The organism is Exiguobacterium indicum HHS 31 (assembly GCF_001939065.1).
Lineage (GTDB): Bacteria > Bacillota > Bacilli > Exiguobacteriales > Exiguobacteriaceae > Exiguobacterium_A > Exiguobacterium_A indicum.
Map to the genome: position 1 here is coordinate 33,760 of NZ_MPSZ01000007.1, position 21,914 is coordinate 55,673.

At 48.8% G+C, this 21,914-nt stretch carries 27 protein-coding genes and 1 riboswitch; of the genes, 21 read left to right on the forward strand and 6 right to left on the reverse strand.

The window, feature by feature from the left end:
• The first annotated feature begins 1 nt into the window (after position 1).
• The 9 genes from N179_RS14025 to N179_RS14065 all read left to right on the forward strand — a co-directional run bounded on the left by N179_RS14025 (position 2) and on the right by N179_RS14065 (position 7,931).
• The gene (locus N179_RS14025) at positions 2-1,225 is read left to right on the forward strand and encodes a cysteine desulfurase (RefSeq protein WP_055968849.1); all 1,224 of its coding nucleotides are present in this window, start codon (positions 2-4) and stop codon (positions 1,223-1,225) included.
• Positions 1,215-1,649 (forward strand): Fe-S cluster assembly sulfur transfer protein SufU, encoded by a 435-nt coding sequence (gene sufU, locus N179_RS14030; RefSeq protein WP_023469155.1) that lies wholly within the window; start codon positions 1,215-1,217, stop codon positions 1,647-1,649. The genes N179_RS14025 and sufU overlap by 11 nt, the downstream gene beginning before the upstream one ends.
• A gap of 36 nt (positions 1,650-1,685) precedes the next feature.
• Positions 1,686-3,083 carry a Fe-S cluster assembly protein SufB gene (gene sufB, locus N179_RS14035; RefSeq protein WP_023469154.1) on the forward strand — a complete coding sequence of 466 codons (1,398 nt, stop codon included), beginning with the start codon at positions 1,686-1,688 and terminating at the stop codon, positions 3,081-3,083.
• A gap of 84 nt (positions 3,084-3,167) precedes the next feature.
• A complete protein-coding gene (locus N179_RS14040) occupies positions 3,168-3,722 on the forward strand; it encodes a dihydrofolate reductase family protein (protein ID WP_023469153.1) in 555 nt (184 codons plus the stop codon).
• A gap of 77 nt (positions 3,723-3,799) precedes the next feature.
• Positions 3,800-4,642 (forward strand): DUF72 domain-containing protein, encoded by an 843-nt coding sequence (locus N179_RS14045; RefSeq protein ID WP_023469152.1) that lies wholly within the window; start codon positions 3,800-3,802, stop codon positions 4,640-4,642.
• A 21-nt stretch (positions 4,643-4,663) separates the two neighbouring features.
• Entirely contained in the window at positions 4,664-5,965 is a 1,302-nt protein-coding gene (locus tag N179_RS14050; RefSeq protein WP_035396386.1) for a bifunctional metallophosphatase/5'-nucleotidase, read from the forward strand.
• Between the two features lie 62 nt (positions 5,966-6,027).
• Complete coding sequence (lipA, locus tag N179_RS14055) at positions 6,028-6,927, forward strand: lipoyl synthase (RefSeq protein WP_023469150.1); 900 nt, start codon at positions 6,028-6,030, stop codon at positions 6,925-6,927.
• Positions 6,928-7,021: 94 nt separating this feature from the next.
• Complete coding sequence (locus tag N179_RS14060; protein WP_023469149.1) at positions 7,022-7,399, forward strand: YutD family protein; 378 nt, start codon at positions 7,022-7,024, stop codon at positions 7,397-7,399.
• 85 nt (positions 7,400-7,484) lie between these two features.
• Positions 7,485-7,931 (forward strand): general stress protein, encoded by a 447-nt coding sequence (locus N179_RS14065; RefSeq protein ID WP_023469148.1) that lies wholly within the window; start codon positions 7,485-7,487, stop codon positions 7,929-7,931.
• A 33-nt stretch (positions 7,932-7,964) separates the two neighbouring features.
• On the opposite strand, the gene N179_RS14070 is transcribed toward N179_RS14065, so the two are convergent.
• Both N179_RS14070 and glpX read right to left on the reverse strand, forming a co-directional pair.
• Complete coding sequence (locus N179_RS14070; protein ID WP_075643067.1) at positions 7,965-8,240, reverse strand: DUF3055 domain-containing protein; 276 nt, start codon at positions 8,238-8,240, stop codon at positions 7,965-7,967.
• 35 nt (positions 8,241-8,275) lie between these two features.
• Positions 8,276-9,256 carry a class II fructose-bisphosphatase gene (gene glpX, locus N179_RS14075; RefSeq protein ID WP_029342420.1) on the reverse strand — a complete coding sequence of 327 codons (981 nt, stop codon included), beginning with the start codon at positions 9,254-9,256 and terminating at the stop codon, positions 8,276-8,278.
• A 151-nt stretch (positions 9,257-9,407) separates the two neighbouring features.
• Here glpX and N179_RS14080 point away from each other — a divergent pair, with 151 nt between their 5' ends.
• A complete protein-coding gene (locus tag N179_RS14080) occupies positions 9,408-9,851 on the forward strand; it encodes a DUF86 domain-containing protein (RefSeq protein WP_023469145.1) in 444 nt (147 codons plus the stop codon).
• Between the two features lie 6 nt (positions 9,852-9,857).
• The gene (locus tag N179_RS14085; protein ID WP_023469144.1) at positions 9,858-10,622 is read left to right on the forward strand and encodes a TIGR01457 family HAD-type hydrolase; all 765 of its coding nucleotides are present in this window, start codon (positions 9,858-9,860) and stop codon (positions 10,620-10,622) included.
• Positions 10,623-10,664: 42 nt separating this feature from the next.
• Here N179_RS14085 and N179_RS14090 read toward each other — a convergent pair whose 3' ends face one another.
• Positions 10,665-10,892, reverse strand: a complete 228-nt coding sequence (locus N179_RS14090) for a NifU family protein (RefSeq protein ID WP_012371190.1) — start codon at positions 10,890-10,892, stop codon at positions 10,665-10,667.
• 109 nt (positions 10,893-11,001) lie between these two features.
• Between N179_RS14090 and N179_RS14095 the strand changes: the two genes are divergently transcribed.
• Positions 11,002-11,298, forward strand: a complete 297-nt coding sequence (locus N179_RS14095; RefSeq protein ID WP_023469143.1) for a DUF1462 family protein — start codon at positions 11,002-11,004, stop codon at positions 11,296-11,298.
• A 41-nt stretch (positions 11,299-11,339) separates the two neighbouring features.
• Here N179_RS14095 and N179_RS14100 read toward each other — a convergent pair whose 3' ends face one another.
• A complete protein-coding gene (locus N179_RS14100; RefSeq protein WP_055968842.1) occupies positions 11,340-12,392 on the reverse strand; it encodes an NAD(P)/FAD-dependent oxidoreductase in 1,053 nt (350 codons plus the stop codon).
• 92 nt (positions 12,393-12,484) lie between these two features.
• On the opposite strand from N179_RS14100, the gene N179_RS14105 reads away from it, so the two are divergent.
• On the forward strand, positions 12,485-12,718 hold the full coding sequence (locus N179_RS14105) for a YuzB family protein (RefSeq protein WP_023469141.1): 234 nt from the start codon (positions 12,485-12,487) through the stop codon (positions 12,716-12,718).
• A 76-nt stretch (positions 12,719-12,794) separates the two neighbouring features.
• On the opposite strand, the gene N179_RS14110 is transcribed toward N179_RS14105, so the two are convergent.
• Positions 12,795-13,361, reverse strand: a complete 567-nt coding sequence (locus N179_RS14110; protein ID WP_029342415.1) for an ECF transporter S component — start codon at positions 13,359-13,361, stop codon at positions 12,795-12,797.
• A 155-nt stretch (positions 13,362-13,516) separates the two neighbouring features.
• A riboswitch (FMN riboswitch) is annotated at positions 13,517-13,658 on the reverse strand.
• Between the two features lie 111 nt (positions 13,659-13,769).
• Here N179_RS14110 and N179_RS14115 point away from each other — a divergent pair.
• The 4 genes from N179_RS14115 (at position 13,770) to N179_RS14130 (ending at position 16,092) form a co-directional block, all read left to right on the forward strand.
• Complete coding sequence (locus N179_RS14115) at positions 13,770-14,120, forward strand: HesB/IscA family protein (protein WP_029342414.1); 351 nt, start codon at positions 13,770-13,772, stop codon at positions 14,118-14,120.
• A 117-nt stretch (positions 14,121-14,237) separates the two neighbouring features.
• Complete coding sequence (locus N179_RS14120; RefSeq protein WP_035396393.1) at positions 14,238-15,104, forward strand: NAD-dependent epimerase/dehydratase family protein; 867 nt, start codon at positions 14,238-14,240, stop codon at positions 15,102-15,104.
• A complete protein-coding gene (locus tag N179_RS14125) occupies positions 15,101-15,604 on the forward strand; it encodes a GNAT family N-acetyltransferase (RefSeq protein ID WP_075643068.1) in 504 nt (167 codons plus the stop codon). Before N179_RS14120 ends, N179_RS14125 begins: the two co-directional genes overlap by 4 nt.
• The gene (locus N179_RS14130) at positions 15,601-16,092 is read left to right on the forward strand and encodes a GNAT family N-acetyltransferase (protein ID WP_035396395.1); all 492 of its coding nucleotides are present in this window, start codon (positions 15,601-15,603) and stop codon (positions 16,090-16,092) included. The genes N179_RS14125 and N179_RS14130 overlap by 4 nt, the downstream gene beginning before the upstream one ends.
• Positions 16,093-16,334: 242 nt before the next feature.
• Here the strand turns inward: N179_RS14130 and N179_RS14135 are convergent, their stop codons facing one another.
• Positions 16,335-17,333: an NAD(P)/FAD-dependent oxidoreductase gene (locus tag N179_RS14135; protein ID WP_023469135.1), complete on the reverse strand. Its 999-nt coding sequence runs from the start codon at positions 17,331-17,333 to the stop codon at positions 16,335-16,337.
• Positions 17,334-17,576: 243 nt separating this feature from the next.
• Here N179_RS14135 and N179_RS14140 point away from each other — a divergent pair, with 243 nt between their 5' ends.
• The 4 genes from N179_RS14140 to ptsG all read left to right on the forward strand — a co-directional run bounded on the left by N179_RS14140 (position 17,577) and on the right by ptsG (position 21,887).
• On the forward strand, positions 17,577-18,788 hold the full coding sequence (locus N179_RS14140) for an NAD(P)/FAD-dependent oxidoreductase (RefSeq protein WP_023469134.1): 1,212 nt from the start codon (positions 17,577-17,579) through the stop codon (positions 18,786-18,788).
• 81 nt (positions 18,789-18,869) lie between these two features.
• The gene (locus N179_RS14145) at positions 18,870-19,187 is read left to right on the forward strand and encodes a YuiB family protein (protein WP_023469133.1); all 318 of its coding nucleotides are present in this window, start codon (positions 18,870-18,872) and stop codon (positions 19,185-19,187) included.
• A 101-nt stretch (positions 19,188-19,288) separates the two neighbouring features.
• Complete coding sequence (glcT, locus tag N179_RS14150) at positions 19,289-20,146, forward strand: glucose PTS transporter transcription antiterminator GlcT (RefSeq protein WP_023469132.1); 858 nt, start codon at positions 19,289-19,291, stop codon at positions 20,144-20,146.
• A gap of 217 nt (positions 20,147-20,363) precedes the next feature.
• Positions 20,364-21,887 carry a glucose-specific PTS transporter subunit IIBC gene (gene ptsG / locus N179_RS14155; RefSeq protein WP_029342409.1) on the forward strand — a complete coding sequence of 508 codons (1,524 nt, stop codon included), beginning with the start codon at positions 20,364-20,366 and terminating at the stop codon, positions 21,885-21,887.
• The last annotated feature ends 27 nt before the right edge of the window (positions 21,888-21,914 follow it).

The window sequence follows — 21,914 nt, forward strand, 5'->3', positions numbered from 1 at the left end:
TATGGGAATCGATGCATCCATCCGCAATCAGTTTCCGATCCTCGACCAACAGGTCAACGACCGGAAACTCGTCTATCTCGATAGTGCGGCCTCTTCGCAGAAGCCGCTCGTCGTCATCAACGCGATTGACGACTACTATAAGACGATTCATTCGAATGTGCACCGTGGCGTCCATACGCTCGGAACACGAGCGACGGATGCGTACGAAGGTGCGCGTGAGAACGTTCGTCGTTTCATCCAGGCGCAACACCATGAAGAAATTATCTTTACCCGCGGCACGACGACGGCGATCAACATCGTCGCGTCAAGCTACGGTATGGAGCATGTCGAAGAAGGCGACGAGATCGTCGTCACATACCTCGAACACCATGCGAATCTCATTCCGTGGCAACAAGTCGCTAAACGCAAAAAAGCGAAGTTGAAATACGTCGATTTGACAGCGGATGGTCGCGTGACGGTCGAAGCGGTCGAAGCACAACTGTCCGACCGGACGAAGATCGTCGCGATGGCACATGTCTCGAACGTTCTCGGTACGATCAATCCGATCAAAGAAGTCGCGCGTCTTGCTCACGCTCGAGGTGCCGTCATGGTCGTTGATGCCGCGCAAAGTGCACCGCATCAACGGATTAATGTCACGGATCTCGACTGTGACTTCCTCGCTTTCTCCGCACACAAGATGTGTGGTCCGACAGGCGTTGGTGTTCTTTACGGGAAAAAGGCATTACTCAATGCGATGGAACCAGTCGAATTCGGTGGTGAGATGATTGATTACGTTGGTCTTGAAGAGTCGACGTTCAAACCGTCTCCATATCGTTTCGAAGCGGGTACACCGATTATCGCAGGTGCCGTTGGTTTATCGGCAGCGATTAATTTCTTAGAAGAGATTGGTTTAGAGAACGTCGAAGCACACGAACGTGAACTCGCGCAGTACGCGATGGCACAAATGCGTGACATCGACGGACTAACGATCTACGGTCCGGAAGAACGCGTTGGACTCGTCACGTTCAATCTCGGTGATGTCCATGCACATGACGTCGCAACCGTCCTTGATATGCAGGGAATCGCGGTTCGCGCCGGTCATCACTGTGCACAGCCCTTGATGCGTTGGCTCGGAGCGAGCTCGACGGCTCGCGCTAGCTTCTATCTCTACAACACGAAAGAAGAGGTTGACGCACTCGTGACAGGACTTCGCCAAACGAAGGAGTATTTCAGTCATGGATTTTAACAATCTCGATCACTTGTATCGTCAAGTGATCATGGATCACTATAAAACTCCCCGAAATCGCGGTGCGATCGAGGGGGGCGTCACGATCGACATGAACAATCCGACGTGCGGCGATACGATTCGTCTCCAGCTCGCGATTGAAGACGATGTCGTCCGTGATGCGAAATTTGACGGGGAGGGCTGTTCGATCAGCATGGCGTCTGCTTCAATGATGACGCAACTCGTCAAAGGTAAGACTATCGAAGAAGCCTTACGACTCGCGGATATCTTTTCGGACATGGTCCAAGGAAAAGACTATGACGACGAATCGTTCGACCTCGGGGACGTCGAGGCACTCTCGGGTGTCACGAAATTCCCGGCACGGATCAAATGTGCGACACTTGCCTGGAAGGCGCTCGAACGCGGCGTAGAAGAAGGGAAGTAAACTTCGGTCACAAGCAAGTAAGAGGAGGAAATGAACATGGCAAAGAACATGCCGGAAATTGGCGATTATAAATATGGTTTCCACGATCGCGATATCTCGATCTTCCGTTCTGGACGCGGCTTGACGACTGAAGTCGTCGAAACGATCTCGAAAATGAAGGAAGAACCACAATGGATGCTTGATTTCCGTTTGAAATCACTCAAGATCTTCAACGAACAAGCAATGCCAGCATGGGGTGGCGATCTCTCAGAATTGAACTTCGACGACATCACGTACTACGTCAAGCCGTCTGAACGGGCAGAGAAATCGTGGGATGAAGTACCAGAAGAGATCAAACGTACGTTTGACAAGCTCGGTATCCCTGAAGCAGAGCAAAAATACTTGGCAGGTGTCTCGGCTCAGTACGAGTCAGAGGTCGTCTACCACAACATGAAGGAAGACCTCGAAGAAATCGGTGTCGTCTTCAAAGATACAGATACAGCGTTAAAAGAGAACGAAGATATCTTCCGTGAGTACTTCGGAAAATTAATCCCGCCAACAGACAACAAGTTCGCAGCTTTGAACACAGCGGTCTGGTCAGGTGGATCGTTCATCTACGTACCAAAAGGTGTTAAAGTCGACACGCCGCTTCAAGCCTACTTCCGCATCAACTCGGAAAACATGGGTCAATTCGAGCGGACGTTGATCATCGTTGATGACGAAGCATCGGTTCACTACGTCGAAGGATGTACAGCACCGGTCTACACAACGAACTCGCTTCACTCAGCGGTCGTTGAGATCTTCATCAACAAAAACGCTTACTGCCGTTACACGACGATCCAAAACTGGGCGAACAACGTCTACAACCTCGTTACGAAGCGCGCGATCTGTGAAGCTGGCGCAACGATGGAATGGGTCGATGGTAACATCGGTTCGAAACTGACGATGAAATACCCAGCCGTCATCCTCAAAGGTGAAGGTTCACGTGGTATGACATTGTCAATCGCAATCGCTGGTAAAGGTCAACACCAAGATGCGGGTGCGAAAATGATTCACTTAGCACCGAACACATCGTCGACGATCGTCTCGAAGTCGATCTCAAAACACGGTGGTAAAGTCACGTACCGCGGTATCGTCCACTTCGGACGGAAAGCGACAGGCGCACGTTCGAACATCGAATGTGATACGCTCATCATGGATAACCAATCGACGTCGGATACGATTCCGTACAACGAAATCCTCAACGATAACATTTCGCTCGAGCACGAAGCGAAAGTCTCGAAGGTCTCGGAAGAGCAATTGTTCTACCTCATGAGCCGCGGGATTTCACAAGAGGAAGCAACGGAAATGATCGTCATGGGCTTCATCGAGCCGTTCACGAAAGAACTTCCAATGGAATATGCGGTCGAAATGAACCGTCTCATCAAGTTCGAGATGGAAGGTTCAATCGGATAATTCGTCTTACTCTCTCATCTACGGATGGGGGAGTTTTTTCATGAAATGGTTATTCGGGTAAAGAGTGAAAAAGGAGGGATTACTATGCGTGACATCGTCTATTCCTTTCAAGTCTCGCTTGACGGTTATATCGAAGATGCGTCAGGTAGGATCGATTTCGCTTCACCGGACGCAGAATTACATCAGTATTTCAATGACTACGAAAAAGCGTTCGATACCCATGTCTATGGACGTCGTTTGTACGAGATGATGCAATACTGGGAGACAGCGGATCAGGAAGACGAGCCGATTGTCGTTGAGTATGCGAAAACCTGGCAATCGCTTGAGAAGGTCGTCTTCTCGCGGACGCTCGACGCTGTCGAAGGAAAGACACGTCTAGCGACCAAGTCACTTACCGAGGAACTTCAAGCACTAAAAGCCTTGCCTGGAAAACAGATTGCGATCGGTGGGGCGACGCTTGCTGCTGAAGCGATACGACTTGGACTCGTCGACCGTTATCATATCGTGATTTATCCTGTTCTGCTCGGCGGTGGAAAACGGATGTTTCCGGTGTTCGATCAACCGCAACACTTAAAGATGATCAAAACACAATACTTCGAATCGGGATGTATCATACTTGAATATGAACGTTTAAATTGAAGCATTGAAGAAGAAATCCCGGATTCTGCTATGCTATGATGAATAGGTAGAATAGAACACGTAAGGGGGAGGAGCGCATGATATATATCGGTGTTACGGGCTGGGGAGATCATGATAGTCTCTACTTGACCCCGCAAGATCGTAAGGAGAAGCTCGCCGCTTATGCGGGACATTTTCCAGCAGTCGAGGTCGACTCGACGTTCTATGCGATTCAACCGGAACGAAACTACGAAAAATGGACATCCGAGACACCGGACGGGTTCCGCTTCATCGTCAAGGTCCACCGGGCGATGAGTGGACATGACCGGGAGAATAAAGATCCGCTCGGTCCGATTTTTGAACAATATATCGCGTCGATCGAACCGATGCGAAAGAGTGGAAAGATTGCAGCGATCCTCGTGCAGTTACCGCCCTGGTTCGATGTCAGCAAAATGCACTTGGAGTATTTGCAAACGATCCGAAAATCACTTGCTGGACTGCCGGTCGCGATTGAGTTCCGAAATCCATCGTGGTATTCGGAAGCTTATCGTGAGCGGACGCTCCGATTTTTGAAGGAACATCAGTTTATTCATACGATTTGTGACGAACCCCAGACCGAAGATGGTTCCGTACCATTCGTACCGGTCGTGACGCAGGAGACGGCATTCATCCGCCTCCATGGACGAAATAAAGCGGGTTGGTTAAAGAAACCGGGTCAAAGCAGCGACGATTGGCGAAAAGTCCGCTGTCTCTACCGCTACTCAGAAGACGAGTTACAGGAACTCGCAAACCACGTCCGAAATGTAGCAGCGGAAGCAAAGGATGTATATGTCTTCTTCAATAACAACTCAGCAGGAGATGCTGCCCCGAATGCGAAACGATTAATCGAGATTCTCGATCTCGACTATGAACTCGCGCCGCGACAAATCTCATTGTTTTAAATCATCAAGGGGGGCTTCTGCATGAAGTTACACATCATTCACTATAATGATCTGCATTCACACTTCGACATGTGGCCTCGCTACATGTCCTTCGTCAAGGAACACCGGACGTATGATTCGCTCGTTTTTGATCTCGGCGATCATGCTGACCGTGTTGATCCAGCGACGGAAGCAACAAAAGGAAAAATCAATACGCATCTACTGAATGCGTTGATGCCGACTGCCGTGACGATCGGGAATAATGAAGGCATCACGTTTCCGCACGACTGGTTAGCGAACCTCTACACGGAAGCGGACTTTCCGGTCCTCGTCTCGAATTTAGAAGCACCGTTTGCCAAGCAAGGAGTCATTCACGAATTACCGACCGGAAAAGTCGGCGTCTTTGGTCTGACGGCACCGTATATCGAACTGTACGGTTTACTTGGTTGGACGATCGAAGAACCGTTTGACGTCGCGGCGCGTGAAATCGAACATTTGCGTCAAGAAGTCGACGTCTTGATTTGTTTGAGTCACCTCGGTTTCTATCAAGACGAAGAACTGGCGATGCGTTTTCCAGAACTGGATTTGATCATCGGTGCGCATACGCACCATGTCCTTGATGACGGTGTCGTTAAGAACGGTGTCTTAATCACCCAAGCCGGTAAACATGGGCAGTATGCGGGTGAAATTTATATGAATACGGATACCGGAGAGAAGGAAGCGGTCCTTCATTCCTTACACGATTACGTCGAGGACGAAGCGACGGCGAAATTACTCGACCGCGAACAGTATCTGGCGGAACAACAGATGAAGGAGCCGATTGGCGAGACATCGGGTCTAGCCAATGATTGGTTCAGCGAGTCGCCGTTCTCACAATTGCTTGTCGAGACGATGCGTGATTGGTGTGATGCGGATATCGCTTGTGTCCCGGCAGGTATTCTGCTTGGGTCACTTCCACCAGGTCCTGTCTCTGCCTTTGATTTACATCGACTCTGTCCGCACCCGATCAATCCTTGTAAAGTGACGATGACCGGAGTGGAATTACAAACTTTCCTCGACGAAGTCAAAACAGATCAGTTCGAACAACTAAAGGTTCGAGGTCTCGGTTTCCGTGGTAAGTTGATGGGGCGGATGCATTATGCTGGTTTGGCGGCACATCAACCGCTTGAGCCAACGCGAAACTATACGGTCGTCTTGCCGGATATGTTCACGTTCGGTCCACTCTTTCCAGCAATCAAAGAAATGCCAAAAGAATATTTCATGCCGGAATTGTTACGGGATTTGTTGTTCGAACGCTTATCGGAGAAGTCGGAATATAATGAATTACATGTTCGCAAACCCTGATTGTTTGTTATACTAAAGCAGACATGAATTGACTTTTTGGGGATGAAGGGGGAAGCGAAACCATGGGACGCGGAGAAATCCAACGTAAACCGGAATGGTTGAAAATCAAGCTGAATACGAATGAAACCTACACAGAATTAAAAAGTATGATGCGCGAGAAAAAGCTACATACTGTCTGTGAGGAAGCAAAGTGTCCGAATATCCACGAGTGTTGGGCGGTACGCCGGACGGCGACGTTCATGATTCTCGGAAGTATCTGCACACGTGCGTGCCGTTTTTGCGCCGTGACGACAGGACGCCCAAACGAACTCGATCTTGAAGAACCAAAACGTGTCGCGGAATCCGTTCGTTTGATGAACCTGAAGCACGCGGTCATCACAGCGGTTGCCCGTGACGATCTGAATGATTTCGGAGCAGGCGTTTACGCTGAAACCGTCCGTGAAGTTCGTCGGATGAATCCAGAGACATCAATCGAAGTCTTGCCTTCAGATATGGGTGGGAACTTTGAGGCATTGAAAACGCTGATTGATGCACAACCAGACATCATGAACCACAACATCGAGACGGTCCGCCGTCTGACACCGACCGTTCGTGCGAAAGCGACATACGACCGGACGCTTGAATTCCTTCGCCGTTCGAAGGAACTCGCACCTGAAATTCCAACGAAGTCGAGCTTGATGCTTGGTCTTGGTGAGACATGGGAAGAGATTCTTGAAACGATGGATGATCTTCGCGCAAATAACGTCGACATCATGACAATCGGTCAGTATCTCCAACCGACGAAAAAACACCTCGACGTCATCAAATACTATACACCACAAGAGTTCGCTGAACTGAAGCAGATCGCGCTCAGCAAAGGATTCTCGCACTGTGAGGCAGGTCCACTCGTTCGTTCGTCGTATCACGCGGATGAGCAAGTCAACGCAGCGAAAAAGAATAAAACAGCACTTCCGATCGACTAACGATCAAAAACCGTTCGAGCAGTTGCTCGGACGGTTTTTCGTCTGCCAGGCGAAATGGAATATGCTATGATAAGAACAGCAGGAGGTGGGAATAATGATACAAGTCAATCGGGAACGTTATGAGGTCGTCGAAGAGAAGCGGGAAGGTTTTAATGAGGAAGCCTTCATCGGTCGTTTTAGCGATGTCCTAGAGAAATATGATTATATCGTGGGGGACTGGGGGCACGGTCAATTACGGCTACGTGGCTTCTATGAGGATCAACACGAGAAAGCGACATTCGATACGAAAATTTCGCATGTGGCGGATTATCTCTACGAATACTGTAACTTCGGATGTGCCTACTTCATCGTCAAGAAGATCGGATTGGTAGAAGGAGAAGAAGCACCACCTCGCTTCGACGGTTCTTCATCCAATACGTTGAAGTTGAAACGGAAGTTCGCACCTGCACCAGAGAAGACGGAAAGCGAGTAATCAAACTGTCATACAGAAAAACGTTTCTAGTGGACGGAATTCGGCTATTACTATAAGTATCATGTACCTATAGGGGGAACCATCCATGCGAATCGTTGGAATTTACTCATCCGTACCAGAAGTTGTTAGTGCCGTGCACGATCTCCGTGTTGCCGGTGTCGTCTCGACTGATTTAAAAGTCTTAGCACACGACAAATACGATCTCGAACAAATCGAGGAACTAGCGGATTTGAACAACCAACAGACATCTACGCGTCTGTCACAGGAAGATCATCGTAATCTCTGGCAGGAAATCAAGAGCATCTTCAAAAAAGATGACACGGCTTCCCACGGAGATGCTATTCGTGGAAGTGGCTTGACGAAGGAAGACGTCGATCGTGCGAATCATGCGGTCGAAAGCGGTCAATTCGTATTACTCGTCGGTGATGAAGCGGATCAGCATTCGGAGCGTCGTGCCCATGACGAGTCAGACAATACGAACGTCTTCAGCGGACCGAACACATTAAATGAACGAAACGATCGTCTCTTATAAGAAAAAGCCTTCGTCCGCGGACGAAGGCTTTTTTCATAGACCGATATAAGCGCGTAGATACATCTCGAGTTCCGTTGCCGCATCGTCTTCGACGTCAAACGCCGTCGCGATGTAGCCAGGTTCATCAAAATCGTCCGCACCGATGATCGCATAGAGATTCGATAAGAGATTCAAGACGAGAATCTTACCGTAAAAATGTTCCGAGTGCGTGATGGCGAGATCAAACCGACTAGCTTCTCCGATCCAACTGACAAAGCGTGTCTTCGTTTGTTCGACATCATCATATAAAAAATCACGTTCTTCCATCATTCAGCTTCCCTCATTTCCCTAATATCTGTTTCAGATTAAAGGGTTTGGGGGACTTTTTGCAAGTATGGTTTACGCGATAAGCTATGCTCGGCGATGACTTTTCGAATCGTCCGTGTCTTTGAACGCATGACAAGGGATGTCGTCTCAACGATATCATCCGTCAAGAACTTAACGCCATCGAGCATTTCGCCCGTCGTGACGCCGGTCGCAGCAAAGATACAGTCGTCGCTTTTGATGAGGTCATCAAGCGTTAAAAGTTGAAGCGGATCTTCAAGCCCCATCCGGATGACACGAGCAGTTTCTTCTTCGTTCATCGGGTGTAAGCGTGCCTGCATGTCGCCGCCCATCGCTTTAACGGCAGCAGCCGTGATGACACCTTCAGGAGCACCGCCTGTACCGATGAAGATATCGATTCCTGTCGCAGGAGAGAGTGGTGCGATTCCAGCCGAGACGTCGCCGTCTTCAAATAGACGAACCCGTGCGCCCATCCGCATCGCGGCTTCGCGGAAGTGATCGTGACGTGGGCGATCCTGCATGATGACCGTGACGTCCTCAATCCGTTTATTGTTGTATTGAGCTGCTTTTTCAATGATGACTTCAAGTGGATCGTCGAGCGAGACGTGTCCTTTTAAGTTCGGTCCAACTGTTAATTTATCCATATACATATCCGGTGCGTGGAGCAGGGCACCTTGATCGGCGACGGCGATGACGACCATCGCATTACCGAGACCTTTGGCGACGATATTCGTACCTTCGAGCGGGTCGACGGCGATGTCAACGATTGGACCGTTTGCTGTTCCGACACGTTCGCCGATGAAGAGCATCGGTGCTTCGTCGAGTTCGCCTTCACCGATGACGACCGTTCCGTTCATGTTGACCGTGTTCAAGACTTCGCGCATCGCAGTCGTTGCTGCATCATCCGCTTCATTTTTCTTACCGCGACCAATCCATTGAGCAGAAGCTAGTGCTGCTGCTTCCGTAGCGCGTACGATTTCCAGTGCGAGTTCCCGTTCCATGTATATAACCTCCACGTCACCAATGTGACATACTATTTTCAGCAAAAATCTAAATTGAGGATAACACATTGGAGAATGTGATGCAAATGACCTTTCTGCTTTTCAGGATTGCCGGATAACGATAAAATGGAGGATGTGAGGGGGAATGAAGATGTATTTCGTCAATCGTCAAAAAATCGAAGAGACGGTCGTTTGTTATGAGACGGCACTTCGACAAAGTAAGGAAGTTACGGGGGATCCGGTGACGACGGCACTGGCTATGGAACGGATCGGTTTTTTAGTCATCGAAAGTGTCATCGACATCGGAAACAGTATGATTGATGGATTCATCATGCGGGATCCGGGAAGTTATGAAGATATCATCCTCATTTTAGAAGATGAGAAGGTCATCGATGGACCGCTCGCGACGAGTCTGAAGAAGCTCGTTGCGTTACGTACGTTGATCGTCCGGTCATTCACACAGTCGAGTATGGCGGAGATTCGGGCGGTACTTGAGACAGAGGAAGCAGAGCTACGTCGTTTCCCGGAAGCGATTCGCCGGTATATCGAGACAGAACTCGGACCGGTGTCTGCATTTTTACCAAACGAGGAGTGAGTCAGGATGAAGGCAAAAGGCTATTTATTTGATTTAGATGGAACGATGTATAACGGAACGGAACCGGTAAAAGAAGCGGTCGATTTCGTCAATCGTCTGCAAGCAGAAGGGATTCCGTATTTGTTCGTGACGAATAATGCGTCGATGACGGCAGAAGCCGTGGCGGAGAAATTACGCGGGATGGGTGTTCATTCCGATGCGAAACACGTCTTGACGAGTGCGATGGCGACCGGTCGTTATATCGCTGATCTATCACCGAAAGCGCGCGTCTATGCGATCGGTGAGACAGGACTGATTGATGCGCTTGAACGGGAAGGGTTAGACGTCGTCGCAACCGAAGCGGCAGATTACGTCGTCATCGGTCTCGACCGTCAGATCACGTATGAAAAACTCGCTGTCGGTGCCCTCGCGATTCGTGCCGGTGCTCGCTTCATCTCGACGAACGGAGACATTGCCATTCCGACAGAACGTGGATTCTTACCAGGAAACGGTGCCTTGACGTCCGTCCTGCGCGTGACGACGGAGAAGGAACCGTTCTTCATCGGTAAACCGGAACCGGTCATGGTCGATATCGCAACGGAGATGATTGGTCTGTCAAAAGAAGACGTCATCATGGTCGGGGATAACTACCATACGGATATTCTATTCGGAATCAATGGAGGCATCCGGACGATGCACGTCAATTCTGGCGTCCATACACCCGTCTTCATTCAAGGTCAGGATCGTCAACCGACATACATGGTCGATACGTTAGCAGAATGGATTCTATGAATCACAAAATCCCGAACGAAAATTCGTTCGGGATTTCATGTATTAGAAGACTTGTTCGACTTCAACGACGCCAGCGACTTCTTCAAGAAGGGCACGTTCGATACCGGCCTTCAATGTGATCGTTGAACTTGGGCAGCTACCACAAGCTCCCATCAAACGGAGTTTTACGATTCCGTCTTCTACATCTACGAGTTCAACGTCTCCTCCATCACGAAGAAGGAACGGACGCAATTTTTCAAGAACTTCATTCACTTGATCAAACATTTCCATGCGTAAACACATCCTTTCGTATAGTTTCATTGTAACAGGGTTGAAAAATGTTCTCAATCTGGAAAACTTGTATACTAAAGAGGAGAGAATTGAAAAGGGGGACTTCAAGATGGAAATCACGGTTTATGGAACAGCGGTCACTTGTCCGAGTTGTGTCGGGGCACCTAGCTCGGAAGAGACGTTCAGTTGGCTACAAGCTGTCCTCGGGCGAAAATATGAGCAAGCGATGACGCTTCGCTATGTCGATTTCGAGACAGCAACATCGGATCGATGGACGGAAGCGCTAAAAGAGGATATCTATTTTTATCCATTGATCGTGCTTGATGATGAGATGATTGACGAGGGGTACGTCAAGCTGAAGACGATCACGGCGGCGATTGATGCAAAGTTAAGTCAGACGGGATGAATGACAAAGAGGTATCCCAAAGCTTGGGACACCTCTTTTGTTCATTTAATCTTTTTGTGTTTCCATAAGACACCGGACTTCAAGAGACGTGGGACTTTCCCCGTCAGCGCTTGCTTGCCCATGACGATCCCGAAACCATCTGATTTCCCGAGCGATCCGAGCATTCCGCGCAGTTTGATTTCTGGCAGTTTCGGCAATTTTTTCCCTTGCCACTTCGCTTGCAAGACGTCGACGACTTGTTCTGCCTGATGTTCTGCGAGTTGACCGCTTGGCGCATACGGCAAGCTGGCACAATCGCCGATGACGAAGACGTTATCGTATTCCGGTACATGGTGATGTTCCGTCAATTTGATCCGACCGCCACTGTCTGCAGCAAAGCCGAGATCACGAACGACCTTGACCGGTTGCGTACCTGCCGTCCAAATCGTCAAGTCCGACGGGTACGTATCGTCGCCGTTACGCACGTCGTCCGCTGTGACGAGCGTGACGTTCGAATTGTTGATGACTTCCACGTCATGCTCCTCGAACCATTCCTGGACGTAAGATGAGACTTTGTCGGATAAGAATGACAAGACGGATGGACCGCGGTCGAACAGACGAATCGTTAAATCCTTCCGGCTTTCATGCAGTTCACTGGCAAGTTCAACACCAGATAGACCAGCACCGACGATCGAGACGACGGACCCCGGTGACAGACCACAGATCGCTTGCTGTGTCTTGCGCGATTCTTCAAGTGTCTGGATGCTGTATGTAAACTCTTGAGCACCCGGAATGTTGTGGTATTTATCCTCGCAACCGAGGGCGATGATCAAGTCATCATAGAATAATTCTGATCCGTCCTGCAGGTGGACCGTATTCGTCTCTGGTGAGATTTTAATGACATGTCCATATTTATAAGTAAGATGTTTCCCCTCCGGAAATTCAATCCGGACATCTCGATCTGATAATGTACCTGCTGCGAGTGCGTAATATTCCGTTTTGAGTGCGTGGTACGGTAGACGGTCGACGAGCGTGACGGCAACTTCCTCGTCCTTGAATCGCTCACAAATCCGCATTCCACCATATCCTCCGCCGAGTACGACCAATTGCTTCATAACGTAAAATCCCCCTTAGTTCCCCTAAATCAGTCTGACCTTGTATAATACGACATGAGGCAGGTCGTTTCCTGCTTGAAGGAGGAAAAAAAATGAATCCGATTATTGAATTTTGTATCAGTAACTTAGCGGCTGGTACACAGGTCGTCATGGAGCAACTCGAACGTGACCCGAACGTCGACGTCGTCGAATACGGTTGCCTTGGCTATTGCGGCATTTGTTCGCTTGATCATTTTTGTCTCGTTGATGGTGAGACGGTCGTAGGCGAGACGCCGGAAGAGTTGCTTGAAAAGATTTACCTAAAAATCGAAGAGAATGAGCTGTGAGCCCGAACAGCCAAAAAATCCCCTCGTTCGTCTGAACGAGGGGATTCGTGTCCGTCAGCGGGCGCAGCTTTTCGGATCAGGCAGATTGTTGACGGCGCATCATCCATGGTCGTAGTTTCAAGAACAACGGAATGAAGAGTGCCGAGATGAACAATGCCTTGATGACGTTAAACGGTAAGATACCGGCTGTGATTGCTGTCCATTTGACAGCTGGATCCGCCATGTAGTCCATACCGAGGAACCATGCATACGCTGGAAGGATCAAGATATAGTTGAGAATCGCAAGACCGAGTGCCATCGTGATTGTACCAGCGACGAGGCCAGTTGCGAGACCTTGTGTTGATTTCTTTTTGTGGTAGAACCAGCTGACAGGAAGCACGAATGCGACACCAGCAGCGAAGTTCGCGAATTCTCCGACCGGAACACCACTTCCGCGGAAGATGTAATATAACACGTTCTTCAATGCTTCGACGATGACACCTGCGACCGGTGAGAACATGATCGCTGCGACGAGAGCAGGAACATCACTGAAGTCGATCTTCAGATAGTTCGGTAAGAACGGCAGTGGAAAATTGATAAGCATAAGAACAAATGAGATTGAACCTAACATTGACAGAGTGACCATTTTTTGTGTGCGTTTCATACGAGTATTGTCTCCTTTTGCTCGTTCCTCTCGATGAAGTATTGGCATGACTGCGTCCATAAAGAAACCCCTATTGATGAGATCAACAGGGGAGAAGTCCGCATTAAATAAACCTAATCGATTGTTGCAAAAATCGATCAAATTCAAACTCATGCCGCCATCTTCTCCCATCCAGACTATACTGTCGGCTCCTGAATTACACAGAATCAGCAAATAGCGCCCTATTCGCTCGCGGGCTTCAACTCATAATAGTTGTTTACCGCCGGTCGGGAATTTCACCCTGCCCTGAAGATGGAACGATTATTTTGTTGTACATACCATTTATACAACGAATTCAAGATAGTTTCAAGCAACTAGGTTTCGATTCGCTCAGAAGTTGCGTATACTAAAGAAAAGGAAGGTGATGACATGATCCATTTAACGGAGGCAGCAGCGCTACAAGTCCAAGACATGATGGCGCAGGCACCAGCAGATGAACGGAATCTTCGGATGCTCGTCCAAGGTGGTGGATGTAGTGGTCTGTCGTACGGAATGGGATTCGACCAACAGAAAGAAACGGATCTCGTTTTCGAACAGCACGGCGTGACCGTCATCGTGGACGAAAAAGATTACCCGGTCGTCAAAGGACTGGAAATCGATTATAAGCAGTCGATGCTCGGCGGCGGATTCACGATCACGAATCCGAATGCCATCGCAACATGCGGTTGCGGGACATCGTTCCGGACGGCAACGAATGCCGGGACACCGGGTGGCTGTTAATGAATCCAATCGTGGACATCGTCCACGATTTTTTTATTGTCCGCATACAGGAGACCTGTTCCGTTGACTCGAAATATTAAGAGAGTGAATGCTACTACGAACAGGGAGGGCTTCAGGATGAGAAAAGTATTGATCTTCGGGGGAACACGCTACTTCGGACGCCGGCTTGCGATTCGGTTAGCCGATTCGGGGGATGACGTGACAATCGTCACACGCGGCGAGCATACGCCACCGGTTGCGAAGGGCTTGACATTTTTCAAAGGGGACCGGACGTCAAGTAGTACGATGAAGGACTTAAGCCAACAGCACTGGGATGTTATCTATGACAATATCTGTTTCACACCGTATCAAGCAAAGCTCGCGATCGACGCGTTTGAAGGAAAAGTCGGGCGTTACGTGTTGACGTCGACGATGTCTGTCTATGAAGGCGGTGGTGCGAATATCACCGAGCGTGCCTATAACCCGTTTCCCGGGAAATATGATCTCGAGAAGGAACATGGATATGGTGAAGGGAAACGCCAAGCGGAGAGTTATTTCTTCCAACGGGCGACGTTCCCAGTCGTTGCGGTCCGTTTCCCGGTCGTTCTCGGACCAGATGACTACACGGAGCGACTCGTCTTTCATATCAAGCGGGCGCTTGACGGGCGTCCGATTGTTGCCGAAAACACATACGCGAAGATGGGGTATATCTCAAGTTACGAAGCCGCTGCCTTTCTGGAGTGGTGTGGTCGCTCCGAACTGACGGGACCGATCAACGCTGCAAGTGACGGTGTCTTATCCATTCAAGACCTAGTGGATAAAATCGACCGCGTTGCGGGGACGACAAGTCAACTCGTCGCAAAAGGAGAGGATGAATCGCCTCTTGCGCCAGAACGCGATTTCTATATGGATACGACAGCTGCGAAACAAGCCGGCTATCTGTTCCAACATGTCGATGACTGGCTCGATCGTTTGATTGAAGAGGAGGTGCGCAATCACCAATGATGCAGTTGATGAAACCAACTCTTGCGTGGGAGACAGAGTATCGCGCCTTTTTAGAAGACTGGCGAGAGTCGGGCGAAACGATCGTGCCGGAAGCAGTCGGAGACACATATGAACCACTGGGCGCTTATTTTGCGGAACTGAAGGAAATGGAGACAACAGTCAGACCGGGTCTTGTCACCCATTCGACGTACTGGATGGTCGACGGGCAACGAATCGTCGGTGCGCTGAACTTCCGGCATGACTTGACGGAGAACTTGAAGTTGTACGGTGGACACATCGGATACGGCATCCGACCATCCGAGCGTCAGAAAGGATATGCGACGACTGGGCTCCGTTTAGCGCTAGAAGAAGCACGGCAACGTGGACTCGATCAAGTGCTGTTGACGTGTGGCGTTGATAATCTAGCATCTCGCCGTGTCATCTTAGCGAACGGCGGACGAGAAATTGAGCCGACTGTTCGTAATGGACGCGAGACACGTCGCTTCATCATCCCGTTATGAGAATCCGTGAAGCACGTCTAGAAGATGCGTCAGCTATCGCCCGCGTTCATATTGATGCCTGGCGCGAGACGTATCAAGGTATCATTCCAGATCTGTATTTAGCACAGTTGTCGCATGTGAAACGGACGCAACAATGGGAACAGACATTAGTCAATCAGCGCGTGTATGTTGCCGTGTCAGGAGAAGAAGTCGTTGGCTTTGCGCAAGGTGGAGCGAATCGAAGTGATGCGCGTGAAGGGGAACTCTACGCGATTTATGTCTTGCAAGCGTCACAAGGACAAGGACTCGGAAAAGCGTTGTTTCAACGCATCGCTGAGGACTTAGCGGAATATGAGACGATGCAGGTTTCTGTCTTGCGAGATAATCCAGCGTGCCAGTTTTACGAGCGATTCGGTGGTCAGGTCTTCGAAGAATCGATGATTGAGCGAGGTGGGGTGGAACTCGTGCAACGGGTTTACCGGATACCTGTTAAAAGATCATCCGTATGAAATCGGACGTTTTCAACATCTTCGCTTTCCTTAGGCGGGATGTAAGCCGCGCCAGTTCCCATTCCATGTGATCTGTCGGGTCTTCCCTATCCCTGACTGAAGCACGCATCGTGCTTTCTTTTCCTGTGGGAGTCGAAGATGTTTGGTCACGTCCTCGATGTGATTCCATGAAAATAAGAGGTCGGACTCCGGTATGTCATCCGGAATTCGACCTCTTATTTGTTTACAGCCATTCAGTTATCTCAAGAATGATTTGTTACTTTTTCGAACAGACTCGTCGAGTGTTGCGGGTGACGAGCAGATGGATCAACGAGAAGTTTCGCTTGGTTAACGGCGATCGGTGCTTCACCGAAGCCCGTTGCGATCAGTTTGACGCGTCCTTCGTAAGTCGCGATATCACCACAAGCGAAGACGCCCGGAATCGCAGTCTCCATCTTCGAATTGACACGAATCGAATTGCGTTCGAATTCGACTTCCCATTCTTTGAGCGGTCCGAGTGACGAGACGAAGCCGAAGTTACAGACGACATCGTCCGCAGCGACGACGACGACTTCACCACTTTCAGCATGTTTGAACGTCAGCGTCTCGATGTGCGTCTCACCTGTAACCGATTCAAGTGTATACGGCGTCATGACGTTGACGGACGAATCGTGTAACAGTTCGACCGAATGTTCATGGGCACGGAACTTGTCACGACGGTGGACGAGCGTGACGGATTTTGCGATCGGCTCAAGCATCAATGACCAGTCAACTGCTGAGTCACCGCCACCCAGTAAGACGACTTGGCGATCCTTGAAACGTTCCATGTCGTTGACGAAATAGTGTAAGTTTGTTTCTTCGAAGCGTTCTGCATCCGCTACTCCGAGTGGACGCGCAGCGAACGAGCCGTTTCCTGCCGTCAAGATGACGGTCTTTGTATAATGCTCGCCTTTATTCGTGACGAGGCGGATGATTCCGTCATCCATCCGTTCGTAAGCGATGACGGTCTCACCGAGCACGTATGTCGGATCGAATTCATTTGCTTGTTCAAGCAACCGATCGACCAGTTCCTGTGCTTTTACTTTCGGAAAACCGGCAATATCGTATATATATTTTTCAGGATAAAGCGTAGCGAGTTGACCACCTAATTGAGGTAGACTCTCGATGACCTTCGTCTTCATCTGGCGCATTCCTGAATAAAACGCGGTGAACAGTCCGACCGGACCGCCGCCGATGATCGTGACATCATATGGTTGGTGCATCTGATTCCCTCCTAGCGTTGGATAGGTCCATTATATAGGAAGTAGGGGGTGAAGGTGCAAGTACGGAACATCTCACATTTTTTTAAGGGAAATTACATTTTTCTTTTGCAATCATTCCTGAAAAGTGTTTCAATAGGCTTATAGACATGTGAACATTATTTGAACAAAATTTTTGAGCATTCGTCTGTAATTGAATGTGAAGAAAATCACAACAAAACTACGATTCGTAAGGAGTATCAGAACATGAACACACCTAACATTGTTATTCTTGGAGCGGGCTACGGTGGATTGATCACAGCAGTCAACCTTCAAAAGAAACTCGGCGTCGATCAAGCGAACATCACGTTGATTAACAAACACGACTATCATTACCAAACAACTTGGTTGCATGAACCAGCTGCAGGTACGATGTCTGCGGAGCAAGCGCGCATCTACATCAATGATGTCATCAACCCGTCACGCGTCAAACTTGTCAAAGGTATCGTTGAGAAAGTCGACACGGCTGCTAAAACGGTTCTCTTACAAGATGGCGGAACAGTTCCTTACGATTACGTCGTCGTTGCTCTCGGTGGCGTTCCTGAAACATTCGGTATCAAAGGATTGAAGGAACACGCGCTGACAATCAGCTCGTTGAACAGCGTCCGTAAAATCAAGGAACATATCGATTACTCATTCGCACAGTACAAAACAACAGGATCACAAGATCGTTCACTCTTGACGATCGTTGTTGGTGGTGCTGGATTCACAGGAATCGAGTTCATGGGTGAGCTCGTCAACCGTATTCCAGAACTGTGCAAACAATATGACATCCCACGCGAACTCGTTCGTGTCGTCAACATCGAGGCAGCGCCAACAGTCCTTCCAGGATTCGATGCTGATCTCGTCAACTACGCACACAAATGGCTTGAGCGCCAAGGCGTCGAGTTCAAACTCGGTAACGGCATCAAGGAATGTGGACCAGGAAGCGTCACGTTCGGTCCGCTTCAAGGTGACACGACTGAGACGATCGAAGCAAGCACGATCATCTGGACAGGTGGCGTCAGCGGTAACCCAGTCGTTGCAGCATCTGGTTTCGAAGCGATGCGTAACCGTGTCGTCGTCGAAGAAGATCTCCGTGTTCCAGGACACGACAACGTCTTCATGATCGGTGACTGTTCAGCAGTCATGGATCCAAGTTCGAACCGTCCGTACCCACCGACTGCACAAATCGCGACACAACAAGCACACAAAGTCGCTGAGAACATCGCAGCACTCATCGCGGGTCGTCAAACATCGACGTTCACGTACGAAAACAAAGGAACGGTCGCTTCGCTTGGTCACAAAGACGGCATCGGCATGGTCTTTGGTAAGAAGATTTACGGCCGTAACGCATCGTTCATGAAAAAAGTCATCGACAACAAACACTTCTTCGAACTGAAAAAGCTTGGTCTTGCGATCAAAAAAGGGAAGTTCTAAGTTCACGTTTTAGGCAAATGTACACTCGTGCATTTGCCTTTTTTGTCGGTTATACTAGAAGAGATTCAAAGGGGGAACAATATGCATATCATTCAAGCCGTGATCGGGAGTGTGCTTTATCTCGTCATGTTCTTTAGTATCGGATTCATCTTAAACATGTTGTTGCGGAGTACATGGGTGATGCTCGTACTCTATCCGGTCATCATCATCATGATGATCGACAACCAATCGACGCTCGAATACTTCACGAATGCTCGTGAAGCAATTCCGAATCTCGGGGACCGGATTGCTGGTCTACAGACAGCGGATATCACGATGTTCGCGGCTGGTCTTGCCGGAATCATCATCGCTGGTCTATCGATTCGCTTCTTGCGTAAGAGCGGTTACCAAATGTTTTAAAGTCTACTTGAGTAAGTAGGCTTTTTTCGTGTCTGAAAAACCGTTATAATAAAAACAATGTCTTTAAATAAATGTGTAAGAGCAGATTGGGTTGAGAGCGAATGGATAAACAAATGTACCACGTTATCAAGGTATTGAATAATAATGTCGTCATTTGTTCGACTGGTGCGAATCAGGAAGTCATTATCCTCGCGAAAGGGATTGGCTTCGGTCGGAAGCCAGGCGATCAACTGACAGATCTCGACAAGTTGGAAAAAGTCTACACGTTGAAGGATAAAGAAGAACAGGATCAATATAAGGCGCTCGTCGGTCATCTCGATGAAAATTTCATCGCGTTGATGAACGAGATCGTCTCGATGATCGAGACACGCTTCGGAAAAAAGGTCGACGAACATATCCATATCGGATTGACGGATCATTTGACGTTTACGTTCAAGCGACTCGAACAAGGAATGGAAGTCACGAATCCGTTTCTTGCTGAAACGGAAGCCTTGTATCCGGAAGAGTACGCCCTTGCAGAAGAAATCGTCGAGTTCATCAGTGCTGAGATGAATTTTTACCTACCTCCAGCGGAGACAGGATTCATCGCACTTCATATTCATTCGGCGACGAACTTCAAAGACGTACTTGAAGTCAACCGCCATCATCAGCTCGTCGGTTTAATTGCTAGTCATATCGAACAGCGACTGGAGATTAAAATCGATCGAAAATCGCTTGATTACAAGCGTCTGATTCGGCACCTTCGTTCAGCGATTGAAAGGGTTTCCAATGGGGAGTATCTAGAGGCTCCAGAAAAAGTAGAAAAGCTATTGCGTGAAGAATATCCGCTATGCTATGATACTGCTTGGGAGCTGATGTCCATCATGGAACGTCAGTTGAAGAAAGCGGTACCGCGCGGTGAGGCGACGTATCTTACGATGCATCTGCAACGCTTAGTGCAGTACGATTCAGGTAAATGACCGCACGGACTACGTGTTACTGATACGATCAGGCATGAGTGGGATGTCGGGCAAGAAGCTTTATTTCCGTTATGCAACGGGATAAGTCTATTGTCTACAATCCGCTCGTGCCTGATTTTTTTCTGTAAAAAAACGGTCAGATGTCTGACTTTTTTCGTCTCAATTATTGGCATTATTCATCATACTTCGCTCTTAACAGGAAAAGGAGGAAACACACATGTTCAAACAGATTTTTGCTGTTCTTCAACGTGTCGGTAAAGCGTTGATGCTTCCTGTAGCGATTTTGCCAGCTGCCGGTATCCTACTCGGATTCGGTAATGCGATGCAAAATCCGAACTTGACGTCAAAACTCGAGTTCTTGAAAAATGATGCAATCATCAAGGTTGCAAAATTGATGGAAGCAGCCGGGGATATCATCTTCGGTAACTTAGCACTCTTATTCGCGGTCGGTGTCGCGATTGGTCTTGCAGGGGACGGCGCAGCCGGACTTGCGGCAATCGTCGGATTCTTGATCATGAACAAAACAATGAGCGTTTGGCTCGGCGTTACACCAGAAATGGTTGCTAACGGTCAAGGGTATGCAAACGTACTCGGTATCCCAACACTTCAAACTGGGGTATTCGGTGGTATCATCATCGGTCTGATTGCAGCTTGGGCGTATGGGAAGTACCATAATCTCGAATTGCCGCAGTTCCTCGGATTCTTTGCTGGTAAACGTTTCGTTCCAATCGTCACTGCTGTCGTTTCATTGTTCGCAGGTCTTGTACTTGTATTCGTTTGGCCGTTCGCACAGGACGGATTGAACACATTCTCCCACTTCATGATGGAGAAAAACCCAACACTCGCAGCATTCGTCTTCGGTCTCATCGAGCGTTCGTTGATTCCATTCGGTCTTCACCACATCTTCTATGCACCATTCTGGTTCGAATTCGGTTCGTACACGAATGCAGCAGGTGATGTCGTTCGTGGTGACCAAGCGATCTTCTTCGCTCAATTGAAAGATAACGTTGAATTGACTGCTGGTACGTTCATGACTGGTAAATTCCCGTTCATGATGTTCGGTCTTCCAGCAGCAGCTCTTGCTATGTACCACGAAGCTCGTCCTGAGCGCCGTGCAGTCGTTGGTGGTCTTCTTGGATCAGCAGCACTTACAGCATTCTTGACAGGTATCACAGAGCCAATCGAATTCGCATTCTTGTTCGTTGCTCCAATCTTGTTCGCAGTTCACGCAGTCTTCGCAGGTCTCTCGTTCATGACGATGCAATTGTTGAACGTTAAGATCGGTATGACATTCTCTGGTGGTTTGATTGACTTCCTTCTCTTCGGTGTTCTTCCAGGACGCACGCAGTGGTGGCTCGTCATCGTCGTCGGTCTTGCACTCTCTGTCATCTACTATGTTGGATTCCGTTTCGCAATCCGCAAGTTCAACCTGAAAACTCCAGGTCGTGAAGATGCAGCGCAAGAGACTTCATCTGCTCAAGGTTCTGAACTCGCTGAAGGTATCCTTGATGCACTCGGTTCAGAGTCGAACATCAAACACTTGGATGCATGTATCACACGTCTTCGTGTCGAAGTTCTCGACAAATCAAAAGTCAACAAAGATGAGTTGAAAAAATTAGGTGCTGCTGGTGTCCTTGAAGTTGGTAACAACGTTCAAGCGATCTACGGACCGAAATCAGACAACATCAAGTCTGAAATTCAAGCCGTCATCGCATCACGTAAACAAGAAAAAACAGTCTAATGTTTTAAGAAATGAGTCCTTCTGCGG

What these genes read in the sequence shown, in the direction of transcription:
- N179_RS14025 (WP_055968849.1), top strand. Translation starts at nt 2, where the DNA reads ATGGGAATCGATGCATCCATCCGCAATCAGTTTCCGATCCTCGACCAA.
- sufU (WP_023469155.1), top strand. Translation starts at nt 1,215, where the DNA reads ATGGATTTTAACAATCTCGATCACTTGTATCGTCAAGTGATCATGGAT.
- sufB (WP_023469154.1), top strand. Translation starts at nt 1,686, where the DNA reads ATGGCAAAGAACATGCCGGAAATTGGCGATTATAAATATGGTTTCCAC.
- N179_RS14040 (WP_023469153.1), top strand. Translation starts at nt 3,168, where the DNA reads ATGCGTGACATCGTCTATTCCTTTCAAGTCTCGCTTGACGGTTATATC.
- N179_RS14045 (WP_023469152.1), top strand. Translation starts at nt 3,800, where the DNA reads ATGATATATATCGGTGTTACGGGCTGGGGAGATCATGATAGTCTCTAC.
- N179_RS14050 (WP_035396386.1), top strand. Translation starts at nt 4,664, where the DNA reads ATGAAGTTACACATCATTCACTATAATGATCTGCATTCACACTTCGAC.
- lipA (WP_023469150.1), top strand. Translation starts at nt 6,028, where the DNA reads ATGGGACGCGGAGAAATCCAACGTAAACCGGAATGGTTGAAAATCAAG.
- N179_RS14060 (WP_023469149.1), top strand. Translation starts at nt 7,022, where the DNA reads ATGATACAAGTCAATCGGGAACGTTATGAGGTCGTCGAAGAGAAGCGG.
- N179_RS14065 (WP_023469148.1), top strand. Translation starts at nt 7,485, where the DNA reads ATGCGAATCGTTGGAATTTACTCATCCGTACCAGAAGTTGTTAGTGCC.
- N179_RS14070 (WP_075643067.1), bottom strand. Translation starts at nt 8,240, where the DNA reads ATGATGGAAGAACGTGATTTTTTATATGATGATGTCGAACAAACGAAG.
- glpX (WP_029342420.1), bottom strand. Translation starts at nt 9,256, where the DNA reads ATGGAACGGGAACTCGCACTGGAAATCGTACGCGCTACGGAAGCAGCA.
- N179_RS14080 (WP_023469145.1), top strand. Translation starts at nt 9,408, where the DNA reads ATGTATTTCGTCAATCGTCAAAAAATCGAAGAGACGGTCGTTTGTTAT.
- N179_RS14085 (WP_023469144.1), top strand. Translation starts at nt 9,858, where the DNA reads ATGAAGGCAAAAGGCTATTTATTTGATTTAGATGGAACGATGTATAAC.
- N179_RS14090 (WP_012371190.1), bottom strand. Translation starts at nt 10,892, where the DNA reads ATGGAAATGTTTGATCAAGTGAATGAAGTTCTTGAAAAATTGCGTCCG.
- N179_RS14095 (WP_023469143.1), top strand. Translation starts at nt 11,002, where the DNA reads ATGGAAATCACGGTTTATGGAACAGCGGTCACTTGTCCGAGTTGTGTC.
- N179_RS14100 (WP_055968842.1), bottom strand. Translation starts at nt 12,392, where the DNA reads ATGAAGCAATTGGTCGTACTCGGCGGAGGATATGGTGGAATGCGGATT.
- N179_RS14105 (WP_023469141.1), top strand. Translation starts at nt 12,485, where the DNA reads ATGAATCCGATTATTGAATTTTGTATCAGTAACTTAGCGGCTGGTACA.
- N179_RS14110 (WP_029342415.1), bottom strand. Translation starts at nt 13,361, where the DNA reads ATGAAACGCACACAAAAAATGGTCACTCTGTCAATGTTAGGTTCAATC.
- N179_RS14115 (WP_029342414.1), top strand. Translation starts at nt 13,770, where the DNA reads ATGATCCATTTAACGGAGGCAGCAGCGCTACAAGTCCAAGACATGATG.
- N179_RS14120 (WP_035396393.1), top strand. Translation starts at nt 14,238, where the DNA reads ATGAGAAAAGTATTGATCTTCGGGGGAACACGCTACTTCGGACGCCGG.
- N179_RS14125 (WP_075643068.1), top strand. Translation starts at nt 15,101, where the DNA reads ATGATGCAGTTGATGAAACCAACTCTTGCGTGGGAGACAGAGTATCGC.
- N179_RS14130 (WP_035396395.1), top strand. Translation starts at nt 15,601, where the DNA reads ATGAGAATCCGTGAAGCACGTCTAGAAGATGCGTCAGCTATCGCCCGC.
- N179_RS14135 (WP_023469135.1), bottom strand. Translation starts at nt 17,333, where the DNA reads ATGCACCAACCATATGATGTCACGATCATCGGCGGCGGTCCGGTCGGA.
- N179_RS14140 (WP_023469134.1), top strand. Translation starts at nt 17,577, where the DNA reads ATGAACACACCTAACATTGTTATTCTTGGAGCGGGCTACGGTGGATTG.
- N179_RS14145 (WP_023469133.1), top strand. Translation starts at nt 18,870, where the DNA reads ATGCATATCATTCAAGCCGTGATCGGGAGTGTGCTTTATCTCGTCATG.
- glcT (WP_023469132.1), top strand. Translation starts at nt 19,289, where the DNA reads ATGGATAAACAAATGTACCACGTTATCAAGGTATTGAATAATAATGTC.
- ptsG (WP_029342409.1), top strand. Translation starts at nt 20,364, where the DNA reads ATGTTCAAACAGATTTTTGCTGTTCTTCAACGTGTCGGTAAAGCGTTG.